Here is a 13,897-nt window from a genome sequence, read left to right on the forward strand (position 1 = left end):
CATACTTAACCTTTAATCGATTGATATTGCTGCCATTTCAAAAAGTGACTTGGCAAGTCTTGCCGTTGTCATGGAGCTTTGCCAGAAGAAGCGCGCCTCTGGCGGGAGGCAAAGCGCAGTTTCAACGAGGAATGCCCATCCATGAACATGGCCCAAAACATCGCAGCCGGCCTCGATCGTATCCTCACCATGGAAGTGGTGCGTGTGACCGAAAGGGCCGCGGTCGCCGCTGCCAGGCTGCGCGGTCGCGGCGATGAGAAGGCGGCCGACCAGGTCGCGGTCGATGCGATGCGCCAGGAACTCAACCGGTTGCCCATCAAGGGAACCGTGGTCATCGGCGAGGGCGAGCGCGACGAGGCGCCGATGCTCTATATCGGCGAAGAGGTCGGCACCGGCAAAGGCCCGGTGGTCGACATCGCGCTCGATCCGCTCGAAGGCACGACGATCTGCGCCAAGAACCTGCCCAACGCGCTTGCCGTCATCGCCATCGCGGAAAAGGGCAGCCTGCTGTTCGCGCCCGACGTCTACATGGACAAGATCGCCATCGGGCCGGGATACCCGGACAGCCTGATCGACATCGACGCGCCGCCGGCCGAGAACATCGCCAATCTCGCCAAGGCCAAGGGCGTGGCGGTGCCCGACATCACCGCCTGCATCCTCGACCGGCCGCGCCATGCCAAGCTGATCGACGCGGTGCGGGCCACGGGCGCCGCCATCCGGCTGATCGGCGACGGCGACGTCGCCGGCGTCATCCACACCACCGATCCGGAAGAGACCGGCATCGACATCTATCTCGGTACCGGCGGCGCGCCGGAAGGGGTGCTGGCCGCGGCGGCGCTTCGCTGCACGGGCGGACAGATGCAGGGCCGGCTGATCCTCGACACGCCGGAGAAGATTGCACGGGCCGAAAAGATGGGCATTTCGGATCCGAAGCGGGTCTATCGCGCGCAGGACATGGCGCGCGGCGACGTGCTGTTCGCGGCGACCGGCGTCACCGACGGCAATCTGCTCGGCGGGGTGAAGTTCGGGCGCACCTTCATCACCACTCACACCATCGTGCTGCGCTCGTCCTCGCGCACAGTGCGCGAGATCAAGGCTCGTCACCAGGATCTGGAAAAGTTCTGATTTCGTCCTTGTAGACACTTTCGCGCAATTACGGCCGGAGCGCCCTTCCACAGTTTTCCGGGGTGGTTCGCTTTCCCGCAATTGCTAGGGCTGTCGCATCTTGATATCTGCCGAAAGATGGTGTGCAGACGGCGCGTCTCATGATGGGCGAGAGACGCTTCTTCCTCGATGTCAGGCAGTCGGCGACTGGTGTTTCCTGGGAGCACCGGCTGACCGAGCGGCAGGACATGGCCGCTTTGGCCATCGCGCAGGGTCATGGCGTGCCGGACATCGTCGCAAGGGTGCTGGCTGGGCGCGGCGTGACGGTCGAGCAGACCGAGCGCTTCCTCGATCCGACCATTCGCGAGCTTTTGCCGAACCCGGCCTCGCTGACCGACATGGAGAAGGCGGCGGCGCGCATCGCGGATGCGGTCGTGGCCGGCGAGAAGGTGGCGATCTTCGGCGACTATGATGTCGACGGCGCCGCGTCGTCGGCGCTGCTGAAGCGCTTCCTGGCGCATTTTTCGGTGCCGTCCGAGATCTATATCCCCGACCGCATCTTCGAAGGCTACGGCCCGAATCCGGAAGCCATGCGCGAACTGATCTCGCGCGGCGCGAAGCTGATCGTCACCGTCGACTGCGGCACTAACAGCGCCGTGTCGATCGAGGCGGCGAAAGATGCCGGCGCCGATGTCGTGGTGCTCGACCATCACCAGGTCGGCGGACCGCTGCCGGCGGCGGACGCGGTGGTCAATCCGAATCGGGAGGACGACCTTTCGGGGCAGGGGCATCTCTGCGCCGCCGGTGTGGTCTTCCTGTGCCTGGTCCAGACGGCGAGGGTGCTTCGCGAACGGTTGCCGAACGCCGCGCCGGTCGATCTGCTTTCGCTGCTCGACCTTGCCGCGCTGGCGACCGTTTGCGACGTGGTGCCGCTCACCGGCGTCAACCGCGCTTTCGTAGTCAAGGGGCTGCAGGCGGCGCGCCAGCAGAAGAATGAGGGGCTGGCGGCGCTTGCGCGGGTCTCGCGCATCGGCGAGCCGATAAACACCTTCCATCTCGCCTATCTGATCGGGCCGCGCATCAATGCCGGCGGGCGCATCGGCGATGCCGCGCTCGGCAGCAGGCTGCTTGCCACCGAGGATCCTGTTGAAGCCGCAAGCATTGCCGAGACGCTCGACCGGCTGAACCAGGAACGGCAGCAGATGGAACTGGAGATGCTGGCGCAGGCGCGCGCCGAGGCCGATGCGGAGCTTGCCGGCGGCACCGGCCCTGGCATCGTCGTGACCGCCAGCAACAGCTGGCATCCCGGCATCGTCGGGCTGCTGGCCTCGCGGCTCAAGGAACATGCGCGCCGTCCCGCTTTCGCCATCGCCTTCAATGCCAATGGGATCGGCACCGGCTCGGGGCGCTCGGTCTCCGGTTTCGATCTCGGCCGGCTGGTGCGCGAGGCGGCGCAGGCCGGCTTGATCGCCAAGGGCGGCGGTCACGGCATGGCGGCAGGCATCACCGTGGAACGTGCCAAGCTCGGCGCGCTTCGGGCTTTCTTCGAGGAGCGCGCTGCGGCGGATGTGTTCCGGCTGCAGAGCGAGGAAAGCCTCGCGATTGACGGCGCCTTAGCCGCCGAGGGCGCGACGCTGGCGCTTCTCGACGCGCTGGAGAAAGCCGGCCCGTTCGGCGCCGGACACATCGCGCCGGTGTTTGTGCTGCCGCGCCACCGACTTATCGATGCGCGGCCGATCGGCACCAACCACATCCGCGCCGACCTGCAGTCGCAAAGCGGCGGCAACCTCCAGGCGATCGCGTTCCGCGCCGTCGACACCGCGCTCGGCGAATTCCTGTTCAAGAACAGGGGCAAGACCGTGCACATAGCCGGTTCGCTGTCGGGCAATTACTGGAACGGCAACCGCTCAGTGCAATTTCGCATCACAGATGCCGCGATTGCTTGACTGACGCTTCGGATCAGGCGAGCACCGTCTGCAGCCGCCGCAATTCGCTGATCTGGGACATGGTCGCCTGATAGCCGATGCGGATCGCCTCGTCGGCGCGGTGGAACTCGGTCAGTCCGATATGGCTGAGCTTCGGCTGCAGCGACATGTCGGGCGGATCGCCGGCGAGCCTGGCGCGCGAAATCCGGTCCTGGATGATGTTGAAGGCCTCGACCATGACGCCGGTGATGCCGAGGCGGGTCTGGTGCGGCGGGTGCTGGGGATTGACCTGACCGGGACGCGGCGCGTCGTTCTCGATGACGAGTTCGCCCGCGCTGTGCTTGATCACGGCGGCACGCCCAAACAGATCGTAGTGGAGGTTGACGGCAACGACCAGCGGCTGCTCGTAAGCACGGCAGACCGAGACCGGCACCGGATTGACCAGCGCGCCGTCGACCAGCACGCGCCCGTTGCAGTTCACGGGCTCGAAGACGCCGGGCAACGCGTAGGACGCGCGCATGGCGGTGATGAGCGAACCTTTCGACAGCCAGATTTCGTGGCCGGTGCGGATTTCGGAAGCGACGGCGACGAAGGGCTTCGACAGTTCCTCAAAACGGATACCGTCGACATGTTCGCGCAGCCGCGCATCGAGCTTCATGCCGCCGAACAGGCCGCTGCCGCGCAGATTGAGATCGAGCAGTCCGAAGAGGCGCCGCTTGGTCAGGCTTCTGGCGAACTCTTCCAGTTCGTCCAATTTGCCGGCAAGATAGCAGCCGCCGACCAGCGCGCCGATCGACGTGCCTGCGATCATCGAAACTTCGATGCCCGCTTCGTCCAGCGCGCGCAGCACGCCGATATGGGCCCAGCCACGCGCACAGCCGCCGCCGAGCGCCAGCGAGATGCCCATCTTCTTCGCCGATTTCGGATCGAGCACGCCGCCGGACGATGCAAGGCCGTTGGCCTCCTGAACGTCAGGTCTGCTGCGCAATGACGCCCATTCGAGCATCATGATCTCCCTTGTCCCGTGTCCCTTCTATCACAAGGATGTTTGAGAATAGTGAATATGAGTGGTTTGTGAATATCGAATGGTTCACACCGGCTTCCGATACGTTTCTTGCGCATCGAACAGCGGCTTGCTGCCATCGTCGGCAAGCACCGCCTTGCCGTCGCTGAGCCCCACCGTCCGATAAAAGCAGGAACGCCTACCGGTGTGACAAGTTGCGTCCTGGCCCAATACTTTGACGCTCAACCAAATCGCGTCCTGGTCACAATCCGTGCGCATCTCGACGACGCGCTGGACGTTGCCCGACGTCTCGCCCTTTTTCCACAGCGCGTTGCGGGAACGCGACCAGTAGTGGGCGATGCCGGTTTCGAGCGTCAGCGCCAGCGCCTCGGCATTCATATGCGCGACCATCAAAACCATACCGTCGCCGGCGTCGGTGACGACGACGGTCACGAGGCCGGCAGCCTCGAAGCGCGGAGAAAGGACGGTGCCTTCCTCCAGCGCCTTCTTGTCTGCCGGGGCTTTGGGAAATTGCAGTGCCGACATTGCCGGTTCGACTTTTTGTTGGACCATGATCTTATCCGAAAACCGGGTCCCGCTTTTCGGGACCATGGTCTGAAGGCCGGCAGCAGGCGGCGATCAGGCACGCACCATGGTGACGAAGCGCACCTGTTCCTCGGGCGTGTCCTTGAAGACGCCGGTGAAGGTCGAGGTGAGCGTGGTCGAGTCCTGCTTGCGGATGCCGCGCATGGCCATGCACATATGCTCGGCCTCGATCATGACGGCGACGCCGCGCGGGTTGAGCACGTCCTGGATGACGCCTGCGATCTGCGCCGTCATCGCTTCCTGCGTCTGCAGGCGATGGGCGAAGATGTCGACGACGCGTGCGATCTTGGACAGACCCACGACCTTGCCGTCCGGCAGGTAGCCGACATGCGCCTTGCCGATGATCGGCACCATGTGGTGCTCGCAATGGGAGTGGAACTTGATGTCCCTGACGATGACGAGATCGTCATAGCCGGCCACTTCCTCGAAAGTGCGGCCAAGCTCCTCGGCCGGGCACATGTCATAGCCGTTGAACATCTCGCGAAAAGCCTTGGTGACGCGCTTCGGCGTGTCGACTAGGCCCTCGCGATCAGGATTGTCGCCGGTCCAGCGCAAAAGCGTGCGCACGGCGGCTTCGACCTCGGCCTCGCTTGGGCGATCGGTGACAGGCTTCTCCATATAGGAGGAAGGGGGCATGAGTTTCTTGATGACGGCATCCATAAAGGCGTCTCCCGTAGTCCCACTCAGAGGTGGGACGAGTTGAACGGACCACGACCTTTCGGGTGAAACTCGCCCGGTTTCCAGCCCGTAAGCGGCGTGAACAGATGAGCAATGACAATGGCTTGAGTTTGCCTTGTCGATGCCCGGCTGCCATCATTATATATGGTCGTGCACAGCGAAAGGAAGACGCAACAACGGCAAAGCCTGTTCGCTTGGCGGCGACGGATTGGAAAAAAATGATCGACGACGTCTACAATGCGAAAATCCTGAGCTTCGCCGGAAACATCGCCAAGATCGGCCGGCTCGACCACCCCGATGCGACCGCCAGAGCGCATTCCAAACTGTGCGGCTCGACCGTCACCGTCGACCTCAAAATGGATGGCGACGTGGTGACCGATTTCGCTCATGACGTGAAGGCCTGCGCGCTTGGTCAGGCATCCTCCTCGATCATGGCCCGGCATGTCATCGGCGCAAACGCCGACGAGCTGCGCGCCGTGCGCGAGACCATGCTGAAGATGCTCAAGGAAAACGGCGCGCCGCCGGAAGGCCGGTTCGCCGATCTGAAATATCTGGAGCCGGTGCGCGACTACAAGGCACGTCACGCCTCGACCATGCTGACCTTCGATGCAGTGGTCGACGCGATCGGCCAGATCGAGAAGAAGCGCGCCAGCGAGGCGGCTTGAGGGCGATCTCCTGGCTGCTTGCCTGTTATGGCGAACTCGCTTGGTATCCCGGCGCCATGTCGAGTGGACCGACCGGCGTCCCGTCCGGCCTTCCCCGCGATGACCGATAAAAGGTCGTTGCGTTCCCGGCTCGAAACCCACATCTAACGCACAAGGAAGCTGGCTGCGGAGAAGTGCGGATGGGAGACCATCCAGGACATATCCATGGTGTCCGGCCGGTCCGGCATGGGCGAAACTGGCAGGGACCCTGGCGCAAGACGCCGGGCCGCGTCCTCGGCACGTCGCTCGTGCGCCTCTACCAGTTGACGCTTTCCGGCTTCGTCGGCAATAGCTGCCGGCATCTGCCGACCTGTTCCGAATACGCGCATGAGGCAATCGCCCGCCATGGATTGTGGACCGGGGGCTGGCTGGCGCTGTTCCGGGTCTCGCGTTGTGGGCCGTTCGGGACGCATGGCATCGACCGCGTGCCGGAGACGCTTGCGCCGCGCTATGTCTGGTTCATGCCGTGGCGCTATTGGCAGATCGGCAGGAAGCACGGCGACGCAGATGGCTGACTATGTCAGCGCTTCGCAGCCCGTGTTTACGATCCGGTAGGGTTAACGTCAGCCTGCACAAACACTGCCAATTTGAGACAAAATCGAGACAAGAGGCCTCGCTAAGCCGCTCCGCGTAATCCCTTTCCCGGAGTGAGCTTCGATGCGCCATATGGACCGCTATCCGTTCTTCATTGCCATTATTCTGTTCCTGCTGGCCTGGATTCTCGGCCTGCCGATGCGGGCGCAGTCAGCGCCGCTCAAAGACATCCACTGCACTTTGATCGAGGACTCGGCGAGCGGCTCGACGCTTTGCCAGGATGGCTTCCGCGACGAGCGCGTCAGCCCGGCTTCGATCTTGCCGAAGGGGCTCGCGACGCGGGCGGCTTCCTGAACGATCTTCCCGGGCTCATCAAATAGAACGGCTTGCGGCTTTACGGCGGCGGAAACTCCTCATAAAAGACTGCCGCCCGCCAGCGTCCAAGTGATTGGCGCCTCCGGCCAACCCTGCATGCTCCAGCACATTCCTGCGACATGCATCTACCACCCGCGCTCGTTTGCGGGACTGGATAGGACAACTCTGATGATGCTGAATTCCGTCTCCCTGACATTTCCCGATGGTTCCGTCCGCGAGTACGACGCCGCGATGACCGGCGCCGCCCTTGCCGAATCGATCTCCAAATCGCTGGCGAAAAAGGCTGTTGCCTATAGCCTCGACGGCACCCTCCGCGATCTTTCCGATCCGCTCGGCGGGTCCGGCAAGGTCGAGATCATCACCCGCGAGGATCCGCGCGCGCTGGAACTCATCCGCCACGACGCGGCGCACGTGCTGGCCGAGGCGGTGCAGGAACTTTGGCCAGGAACGCAGGTGACCATCGGGCCGGTGATCGAGAACGGGTTCTATTACGACTTCGCGCGCAACGAGCCGTTCACCCCGGACGATTTCCCGCTGATCGAGAAGAAGATGCGCGAGATCATCGCCCGCAACAGGCCGTTCACCAAGGAAGTGTGGTCGCGCGAGAAGGCGAAGAAGGTCTTTGCCGACAAGGGCGAGCGCTACAAGGTCGAGCTGATCGACGCTATCCCCGAGGATCAGGATATCAAGATCTACGCGCAGGGCGACTGGTTCGATCTCTGCCGCGGTCCGCACATGGCTTCGACCGGGCAGATCGGCAACGCCTTCAAGTTGATGAAGGTGGCGGGCGCCTATTGGCGCGGCGATTCCAACAACCCGATGCTGACGCGCATCTACGGTACCGCCTTTGCCGACCAGGCGCAGCTCGAGGCATACCAGATGCTGCTGGAGGAAGCCGAGAAGCGCGATCATCGCAAGCTCGGCCGCGAGATGGATTTGTTCCATTTTCAGGAGGAGGGACCGGGCGTCGTCTTCTGGCACGCCAAGGGCTGGAAGATGTTCCAGAACCTGGTCAACTACATGCGCCGCCGCATCGACGAGCACGGCTACCAGGAAGTCAACGCGCCGCAGGTGCTGGACAAGAGCCTGTGGGAGACGTCCGGCCACTGGGGCTGGTATCGCGACGCGATGTTCAAGGTGACGGTTGCCGGTGACGACACCGACGACGACCGCGTCTTCGCGCTGAAGCCGATGAACTGCCCCGGCCATGTGCAGATCTTCAAGCATGGGTTGAAGTCTTACCGTGAACTGCCCGTAAAGCTTGCGGAGTTCGGCAATGTGCACCGCTACGAACCGTCGGGCGCGCTGCATGGGCTGATGCGTGTGCGCGGCTTCACTCAGGACGATGCGCATATCTTCTGCACCGAGGAGCAACTCGCCGCGGAATGCCTGCGCATCAACGATCTAATCTTGTCGACCTATGCCGATTTCGGCTTCGACGAGGTCGCGGTGAAGCTGTCGACGCGGCCCGACAAGCGCGTCGGCACAGACGAGGCCTGGGATCATGCCGAGGCGATCATGAGCAATGTGCTGGAGACGATCCGCACGCGCTCCGGCAATCGCATCAAGACCTCGGTCAATCCGGGCGAGGGTGCCTTCTACGGGCCGAAGTTCGAATATGTGCTGAAGGACGCCATCGGCCGCGAATGGCAGTGCGGCACCACCCAGGTCGACTTCAACCTGCCGGAACGCTTCGGCGCCTTCTATATCGGCTCGGATTCGGAGAAGAAGCAGCCGGTCATGGTGCATCGCGCGGTGTGCGGCTCGATGGAACGCTTCCTCGGCATCCTGATCGAGAACTATTCCGGCCATTTCCCGCTGTGGTTCGCGCCGCTGCAGGTGGTGGTGGCGACGATCACCTCCGACGCGGATGAGTATGCCACGAAAGTGGTCGAGCGGCTGAAGGCTGCGGGGCTGCTCGCCGAAACCGATCTGCGCAACGAGAAGATCAACTACAAGGTGCGCGAGCACAGCCTGGCCAAGGTTCCGGTCATTCTCGTTTGCGGCAAGCGGGAGGCGGAAGAGGAAACCGTCAATGTCCGCCGTCTCGGCTCCCGCGACCAGGAATCGCTGAAGCTCGGCGACGCCGTGAAATTGCTGGCGGACGAGGCCGTCTCTCCGGACCGCAAGCGCCGCGCGGCCTAAAATCGTTAATCTCCAATCGCTTCTCGAATGGCGGTGGCACATAGTCCACCGCCATCTTCACACGCCTGTCACGCCAACCTTGTAACCGAGCCGCCATGCTCAAGCTGAAACCGCGGGGAAGGCCGTTTCCCGAGCTCTCCTACGCCAACCGGCATCAGCCGGCGCTGACGCGGTGGTTCATCCATTCCGTCGAAGGCCTGTCGGGCCGCGACCGCTTTGCCGTGCTCTACGACTTGTGGCGGCGCCAGGTCGCTCCAACGGGCGAACGTGTGTTCAGCCGCATGCTGGACTTGATCGACGTCAGGGTGCACCACGCCGGCCGTTGGCCGCCGGCAAATGTGCCGGCTAGTCCGCTGGTGATCGTCGCCAACCATCCCTTCGGCATCGGCGACGGCATTGCAGTGCTGTCGCTCGCCGAGCAGCTCGGCCGTCCGTTCCGGGTCATGATCCACAAGGACCTGCTCAGGATCCGCGAGATGGAAGCCTATTCGCTGCCGATCGATTTTTCCGAGACCAAGGAAGCGCTGAAGAACAACATGGCCGTGCGCCACGAGGCGGTGCGGCTGTTGAAGGCAGGCGTCACCATCGTCGTTTTTCCGGCCGGCGGCGTCGCCACGGCGCCGAAGGGGTTCGGCCGGGCGATCGACCTGCCGTGGAAGATGTTTCCGGCCAAGCTCATCCAGGAGGCCAAGGCCTCGGTCATCCCTTTGCATTTCTCCGGCCAGAACGGCCGTCTGTTCCATCTCGTCAGTGGGCCGATGAACATGGCCGAGCGCGACAACCGCGTGGCGAAATTCGTCGGCAAGGCGTCGCTGACGCTGCGCACCTCCCTATTAATCCGCGAATTCGCCCGGCTGTCGGGCAAGGCGATCGAGGTGCGCATCGGCGATGTGCTGAAGTGGAGCGAGCTCGAACCGTTGCGCGACCGCAAGGCGCTGCTCGACAGGCTCTACCAAGCGGTTTTCGATCTCGCTCCGGCGGCGGCGCGGCGCGGACGCACGCCGTTTCTAACCAAGCGGATGCGCAAAGCCGCCTGAGCAGCTTAGTCCGCGCCCTCCTCGGGATCGATGGCGGACGATTCGTTGGCCACGACCTCGATTTCCTGGTTCTGGCCGGCCACGACGGTGAAATCCTTCTGGTAGATGCGGTCGCGGTTCTTGGCGATGATGGTGTATTGGCCTTCGGCCAGCACCATCGAGGCGAAGGCGCCGACGGCTTCCTTGATCGGATCGCCGGATTCATTGAGCAGCGACCAGGAGGTGTCGGCAATGGCTTCGCCGCCGGGCTCGCGCACCAGCTTCATCGTCATCTCGGCCGCGCGGTGCTCGACGGTGGCCTCGGTCAGCTTGCCGGCCTCGACGCGGATATCGGAGCGGATCACGGCGTTGACCGCGCCATAGGTGGAGACGACATGGTAGGTGCCTGCATTCAGCCGCACCACCGTGTTCGGCTCGACATCGGGGGCGATCAGCGCGCGGTCGCCATTGGCCTCGGCCTGGCCCTCATAGATCGCGAAGCGGAGCTTCTTTGGCGCGATGTGCGCGCCGCCGGACGTCACCGCATCGAGCTTCAAGCCGCCGGCATCGAGAACGAGGCTCTCTCGCTTTGCGTCCTTGCCGACGGTGATGCGCTTGGTGGCGCCGGCCCGTCCGTAAGAGGCGTGGACCAGGTAGCTGCCGGGGTCGAGCTGGAACACCGCCGTGCCGCCATGCGCGGACGCGACCATCGGCAGCTTGCCGTCGCTGGCCGGTTCCGGCTTGAAGACGCGCCAGACGATGCCGCGGGTGATGTCGGCGCCCTTGTCGGTCAGTTGCGCAGAAAGGGTGATCGCTCCGCCGCTGCCAAGCGCCAGCGACCGCTCGCTCTTCGGCGTCGCATAGCTCGAAATGCCCGGCAACTTGATATTGCCGACATCGTTGGCGTTCTGGGCCAGCGCGAACGAAACCGGCACCGCAAGCAACGCGGCGATGAGCCCGACCACGAAAAGGCGCAGAGTCCCCTCAAACATGCCTTGCGTTGAAGCCCAAGGCGGTGGCAATTTCAAGGCTCAAGAGCCTGCCGCCCTCCGCCAGGGCTCTTTATCCGGCGTATAATTGCGCCATTGCCCGAGCCGCCCGATCTCCCGATGGCGCGCTTCAGCTCAAAATCGAATGCTAGGAGACTTGCGCCCATGGCGTCGCCGATCATCGACTTCCTGCTGACCCGCAGTTCAGCGCCGATTCCGGACCTCAAGGAGCCGGCGCCGAGCGATGCGGAAATCGCCACGATGATCGCCGCGGCATCGCGGGTACCAGACCATGGCCGCCTCGAGCCCTGGCGGTTTATCGTCTACCGCGGCGAGGCGCGGGTCGAGATCGGCAAGAAGCTCGCGGTGCTTGCCGAGCAGCGCGAAGGACCGTTGCCGGAGGGGCGCCGCAACCAGGAACTGGCGCGCTTCTCGCGCGCCCCGCTGGTGATCGGCGTCGTCTCCGTGCCGCGGGAGAACCCAAAGATCCCGCAATGGGAGATGTTCCTGTCGGGTGGAATGGCGGCTATGAATCTGATGATCGCGGCCAACGCGCTGGGCTATGGCACCAACATGATCAGCAACTGGTATTCCGACGTTGCGGAGGGCAGGGCGATCCTCGGGCTGTCGCCGCAGGAGCGCGTCATCGGCTTCGTCCATATCGGCTCGTACCAGGGACCGGCGCCGGAGCGGCCGCGGCCCGATCCGGCGAAGCTCTATGCCGATTATGCCGGGCCGTGGGCCGGCTGAGATGTTCTACGAGCCATCCAAGGGGCACGGCCTGCCGCACGATCCGTCGAAGGCGATCGTTGCACCCCGCCCGATCGGATGGATCTCGACATTGAACAAGGCCGGTGAGATCAACCTGGCGCCCTATTCCTTCTTCAATGCCTTTTCGACGCGGCCTTTCATCGTCTGGTTCTCATCCGAAGGCGCGAAGGACAGCGCCACCTTCGCTGAAGAAACCGGCGAATTCGTCGCCAATCTCGTCAGCCGCGAGCTTGCCGAGAAGATGAACCGCACCGCCGTCGATGCGCCGCGCGGCGTCAGCGAGTTCGCCTATGCCGATCTCGCCATGGCGCCGTCGCGCCTCGTCGCGCCGCCGCGCGTGGCGGAAGCGCCCGCCGCCCTCGAATGCAAGGTGACCGAGATATTTCGGCCGCGGGCACTGGATGGCGCCGAGACCAGCGCCATCGTCGTCGCCGGCGAGGTCGTCGGGGTCCACATCGACGATGCTTATCTCAGGGACGGCCTGTTCGACATCGTCAGGGCCGGCAATGTCGCCCGGCTCGGCTATATGGACTATGCCAGCGTGAACGAGATTTTCTCGATGCGGCGGCCGCGCTGGAGCAAGGATTAACCGAAAGGGCTACACGGCTCACGTCCGCTACAAACTGATCCCCATGGTCTGGCAATTGGCGGTTCAGGCTGAAAGTCCCGCCGCTCTCGCTCGTGCCAGCAGCCGCTCCGCAAGCCGCAGGTGCGGCCGATCATACATCTTGCCGTCGATGCCGACGACGCCCGGATTTCCCGCCGCCGCGAAGGCGTCGACGATCGCCCGCGATCGTTCGACCGCTTCCGGCGACGGCGTGAAAGCGGCGTTGATGACCGGCACCTGCGCCGGATGGATCGCCATCTTGCCGGTAAAGCCGTCGCGCTCGGCTTCTCTGCATTCGGCTTCGAAAGCGGCCATGTCGCGGAAATCCGGAAAGACGGTATCGATCGCGGCGATTTCCGCCGCTCCGGCGGCCAGGATGGTCGTCGCGCGCGCCAGGCGGAAGACGTCGGTGTAGCGGCCGCTCTCGTCGCGCGCCGAACGCGCGCCGATTGCGGCCGACAGATCTTCTGCGCCCCAGGTAAGTCCGGCAAGCCGGCTGCTTGCTCCGGCGTAGCTCGCGGCAGCCAGCAGGCCGGATGCGGTTTCGGTGATGATCGGCAGGATCTTTATGCCGCCATCCGGCAAGCCGCTTTCGGCCTCGTGCACCCGAAGCTTGGCCGCGAGCTGCTGGACATCCTGTCCGCTGTTCGACTTCGGCAGCATGATGCCGTCGGGTTTCACCGGGACGAGCGCCGCAAGATCATCGTCGGTCAGGCCGGTCGACAGATCGTTGACGCGTACGTAGATGTCGGAGCTGGTCTGCTGTCGGTGGCCGGCGATGAGGTTCGCCGCGACTTTGCGGGCGGCCGCCTTGTTGCCGGCGGCGACCGAATCCTCAAGGTCGACGATGACCACGTCGGCGCCGGCGCCAAAGCCCTTTTCCAGCTTGCGCTCGGAATCGCCCGGCACGAAGAGCAGCGAGCGCATCAGGACGCCTTCTTCATCATCATCGCCTGCCTCGTGCATTTGGCGACAAGAACATCGTTCTGATTATAGGCGCGGTGCTCGAATTCGACGATGCCGCGATCGGGCTTCGACCTGGACTCGCGCACCGAAACGACCGTCGTCTCGACGCGAATGGTGTCGCCGTGGAAAACCGGGTGCGGGAAGACGGTCTCCTTCATGCCGAGATTGGCGACAGTGGTGCCGACGGTGATATCGTTCACCGAGATGCCGATCATCAGGCCGAGCGTGAACAGCGAATTGACCAAGGGCTTGCCCCATTCGCTCTTCGCGGCGAAGTCGAAGTCGATGTGGAGCGGCTGCGGGTTCAGCGTCATCACCGAGAACAGCATGTTGTCGCTTTCGGTGACGGTCTTGCGCAGCGTGTGCCGGAAGACGCGGCCGGCGACGAACTCCTCCAGATAAAGCCCGGCCATGGTCGATCTCCTCCGCTATTCCTGTTTGATAGGCGTTGGTTGCAAAGCCATCAAGCCGGTT

General features: G+C 63.8%; 14 protein-coding genes and 1 pseudogene. 9 read left to right on the forward strand and 6 right to left on the reverse strand.

Translation table 11 applies throughout. From position 1 onward, the window contains the following. The first annotated feature begins 141 nt into the window (after positions 1-141). Together glpX and recJ are read left to right on the forward strand one after the other, a co-directional pair. Positions 142-1,125 carry a class II fructose-bisphosphatase gene (gene glpX / locus EJ078_RS27405; RefSeq protein ID WP_127403509.1) on the forward strand — a complete coding sequence of 328 codons (984 nt, stop codon included), beginning with the start codon at positions 142-144 and terminating at the stop codon, positions 1,123-1,125. Between the two features lie 140 nt (positions 1,126-1,265). After that, positions 1,266-3,050, forward strand: coding sequence for a single-stranded-DNA-specific exonuclease RecJ (gene recJ, locus EJ078_RS27410; protein WP_127403508.1), 1,785 nt, complete (start codon positions 1,266-1,268; stop codon positions 3,048-3,050). A gap of 13 nt (positions 3,051-3,063) precedes the next feature. On the opposite strand, the gene EJ078_RS27415 is transcribed toward recJ, so the two are convergent. The 3 genes from EJ078_RS27415 to folE form a co-directional block, all read right to left on the reverse strand. Continuing rightward, a complete protein-coding gene (locus EJ078_RS27415; RefSeq protein ID WP_067000906.1) occupies positions 3,064-4,035 on the reverse strand; it encodes a patatin family protein in 972 nt (323 codons plus the stop codon). 84 nt (positions 4,036-4,119) lie between these two features. Continuing rightward, positions 4,120-4,578, reverse strand: a complete 459-nt coding sequence (hisI, locus tag EJ078_RS27420) for a phosphoribosyl-AMP cyclohydrolase (RefSeq protein ID WP_127217026.1) — start codon at positions 4,576-4,578, stop codon at positions 4,120-4,122. A gap of 93 nt (positions 4,579-4,671) precedes the next feature. After that, positions 4,672-5,298 (reverse strand): GTP cyclohydrolase I FolE, encoded by a 627-nt coding sequence (gene folE / locus EJ078_RS27425; RefSeq protein ID WP_067328045.1) that lies wholly within the window; start codon positions 5,296-5,298, stop codon positions 4,672-4,674. A gap of 236 nt (positions 5,299-5,534) precedes the next feature. Here folE and EJ078_RS27430 point away from each other — a divergent pair, with 236 nt between their 5' ends. The 5 genes and pseudogenes from EJ078_RS27430 (at position 5,535) to EJ078_RS27450 (ending at position 10,111) form a co-directional block, all read left to right on the forward strand. After that, the gene (locus EJ078_RS27430) at positions 5,535-5,981 is read left to right on the forward strand and encodes an iron-sulfur cluster assembly scaffold protein (protein ID WP_127403507.1); all 447 of its coding nucleotides are present in this window, start codon (positions 5,535-5,537) and stop codon (positions 5,979-5,981) included. Positions 5,982-6,160: 179 nt separating this feature from the next. Beyond that, positions 6,161-6,535 carry a membrane protein insertion efficiency factor YidD gene (gene yidD, locus EJ078_RS27435; protein ID WP_127324127.1) on the forward strand — a complete coding sequence of 125 codons (375 nt, stop codon included), beginning with the start codon at positions 6,161-6,163 and terminating at the stop codon, positions 6,533-6,535. A gap of 142 nt (positions 6,536-6,677) precedes the next feature. Beyond that, positions 6,678-6,869, forward strand: a pseudogene (locus tag EJ078_RS27440) (class D beta-lactamase); the annotation flags it as partial. Positions 6,870-7,100: 231 nt separating this feature from the next. Then, complete coding sequence (thrS, locus tag EJ078_RS27445; RefSeq protein WP_208721680.1) at positions 7,101-9,074, forward strand: threonine--tRNA ligase; 1,974 nt, start codon at positions 7,101-7,103, stop codon at positions 9,072-9,074. Positions 9,075-9,169: 95 nt separating this feature from the next. Beyond that, on the forward strand, positions 9,170-10,111 hold the full coding sequence (locus EJ078_RS27450) for a 1-acyl-sn-glycerol-3-phosphate acyltransferase (protein ID WP_067328050.1): 942 nt from the start codon (positions 9,170-9,172) through the stop codon (positions 10,109-10,111). A gap of 5 nt (positions 10,112-10,116) precedes the next feature. Here the strand turns inward: EJ078_RS27450 and EJ078_RS27455 are convergent, their stop codons facing one another. Beyond that, positions 10,117-11,082: a hypothetical protein gene (locus tag EJ078_RS27455; protein ID WP_095802168.1), complete on the reverse strand. Its 966-nt coding sequence runs from the start codon at positions 11,080-11,082 to the stop codon at positions 10,117-10,119. 162 nt (positions 11,083-11,244) lie between these two features. Here EJ078_RS27455 and EJ078_RS27460 point away from each other — a divergent pair, with 162 nt between their 5' ends. Together EJ078_RS27460 and EJ078_RS27465 are read left to right on the forward strand one after the other, a co-directional pair. Beyond that, a complete protein-coding gene (locus EJ078_RS27460; protein WP_095802169.1) occupies positions 11,245-11,829 on the forward strand; it encodes a nitroreductase in 585 nt (194 codons plus the stop codon). A gap of 1 nt (position 11,830) precedes the next feature. After that, positions 11,831-12,439 (forward strand): flavin reductase family protein, encoded by a 609-nt coding sequence (locus tag EJ078_RS27465; protein ID WP_067328053.1) that lies wholly within the window; start codon positions 11,831-11,833, stop codon positions 12,437-12,439. A 63-nt stretch (positions 12,440-12,502) separates the two neighbouring features. Here the strand turns inward: EJ078_RS27465 and EJ078_RS27470 are convergent, their stop codons facing one another. Continuing rightward, positions 12,503-13,384: a CoA ester lyase gene (locus EJ078_RS27470; protein ID WP_127324125.1), complete on the reverse strand. Its 882-nt coding sequence runs from the start codon at positions 13,382-13,384 to the stop codon at positions 12,503-12,505. Further along, positions 13,384-13,836 (reverse strand): MaoC family dehydratase, encoded by a 453-nt coding sequence (locus EJ078_RS27475; RefSeq protein WP_095826116.1) that lies wholly within the window; start codon positions 13,834-13,836, stop codon positions 13,384-13,386. Before EJ078_RS27475 ends, EJ078_RS27470 begins: the two co-directional genes overlap by 1 nt. Positions 13,837-13,897 lie beyond the last annotated feature (61 nt).

Origin of the sequence: Mesorhizobium sp. M1A.F.Ca.IN.022.06.1.1, from assembly GCF_003952605.1 — a bacterium.
Lineage (GTDB): Bacteria > Pseudomonadota > Alphaproteobacteria > Rhizobiales > Rhizobiaceae > Mesorhizobium.

Bases quoted from the DNA above. Each gene is read 5' to 3' on its own strand.
- EJ078_RS27455 (WP_095802168.1), bottom strand. From the start codon at position 11,082: ATGTTTGAGGGGACTCTGCGCCTTTTCGTGGTCGGGCTCATCGCCGCG.
- EJ078_RS27460 (WP_095802169.1), top strand. From the start codon at position 11,245: ATGGCGTCGCCGATCATCGACTTCCTGCTGACCCGCAGTTCAGCGCCG.
- EJ078_RS27415 (WP_067000906.1), bottom strand. From the start codon at position 4,035: ATGCTCGAATGGGCGTCATTGCGCAGCAGACCTGACGTTCAGGAGGCC.
- EJ078_RS27470 (WP_127324125.1), bottom strand. From the start codon at position 13,384: ATGCGCTCGCTGCTCTTCGTGCCGGGCGATTCCGAGCGCAAGCTGGAA.
- recJ (WP_127403508.1), top strand. From the start codon at position 1,266: ATGATGGGCGAGAGACGCTTCTTCCTCGATGTCAGGCAGTCGGCGACT.
- folE (WP_067328045.1), bottom strand. From the start codon at position 5,298: ATGGATGCCGTCATCAAGAAACTCATGCCCCCTTCCTCCTATATGGAG.
- glpX (WP_127403509.1), top strand. From the start codon at position 142: ATGAACATGGCCCAAAACATCGCAGCCGGCCTCGATCGTATCCTCACC.
- EJ078_RS27475 (WP_095826116.1), bottom strand. From the start codon at position 13,836: ATGGCCGGGCTTTATCTGGAGGAGTTCGTCGCCGGCCGCGTCTTCCGG.
- EJ078_RS27450 (WP_067328050.1), top strand. From the start codon at position 9,170: ATGCTCAAGCTGAAACCGCGGGGAAGGCCGTTTCCCGAGCTCTCCTAC.
- yidD (WP_127324127.1), top strand. From the start codon at position 6,161: ATGGGAGACCATCCAGGACATATCCATGGTGTCCGGCCGGTCCGGCAT.
- thrS (WP_208721680.1), top strand. From the start codon at position 7,101: ATGCTGAATTCCGTCTCCCTGACATTTCCCGATGGTTCCGTCCGCGAG.
- EJ078_RS27465 (WP_067328053.1), top strand. From the start codon at position 11,831: ATGTTCTACGAGCCATCCAAGGGGCACGGCCTGCCGCACGATCCGTCG.
- hisI (WP_127217026.1), bottom strand. From the start codon at position 4,578: ATGTCGGCACTGCAATTTCCCAAAGCCCCGGCAGACAAGAAGGCGCTG.
- EJ078_RS27430 (WP_127403507.1), top strand. From the start codon at position 5,535: ATGATCGACGACGTCTACAATGCGAAAATCCTGAGCTTCGCCGGAAAC.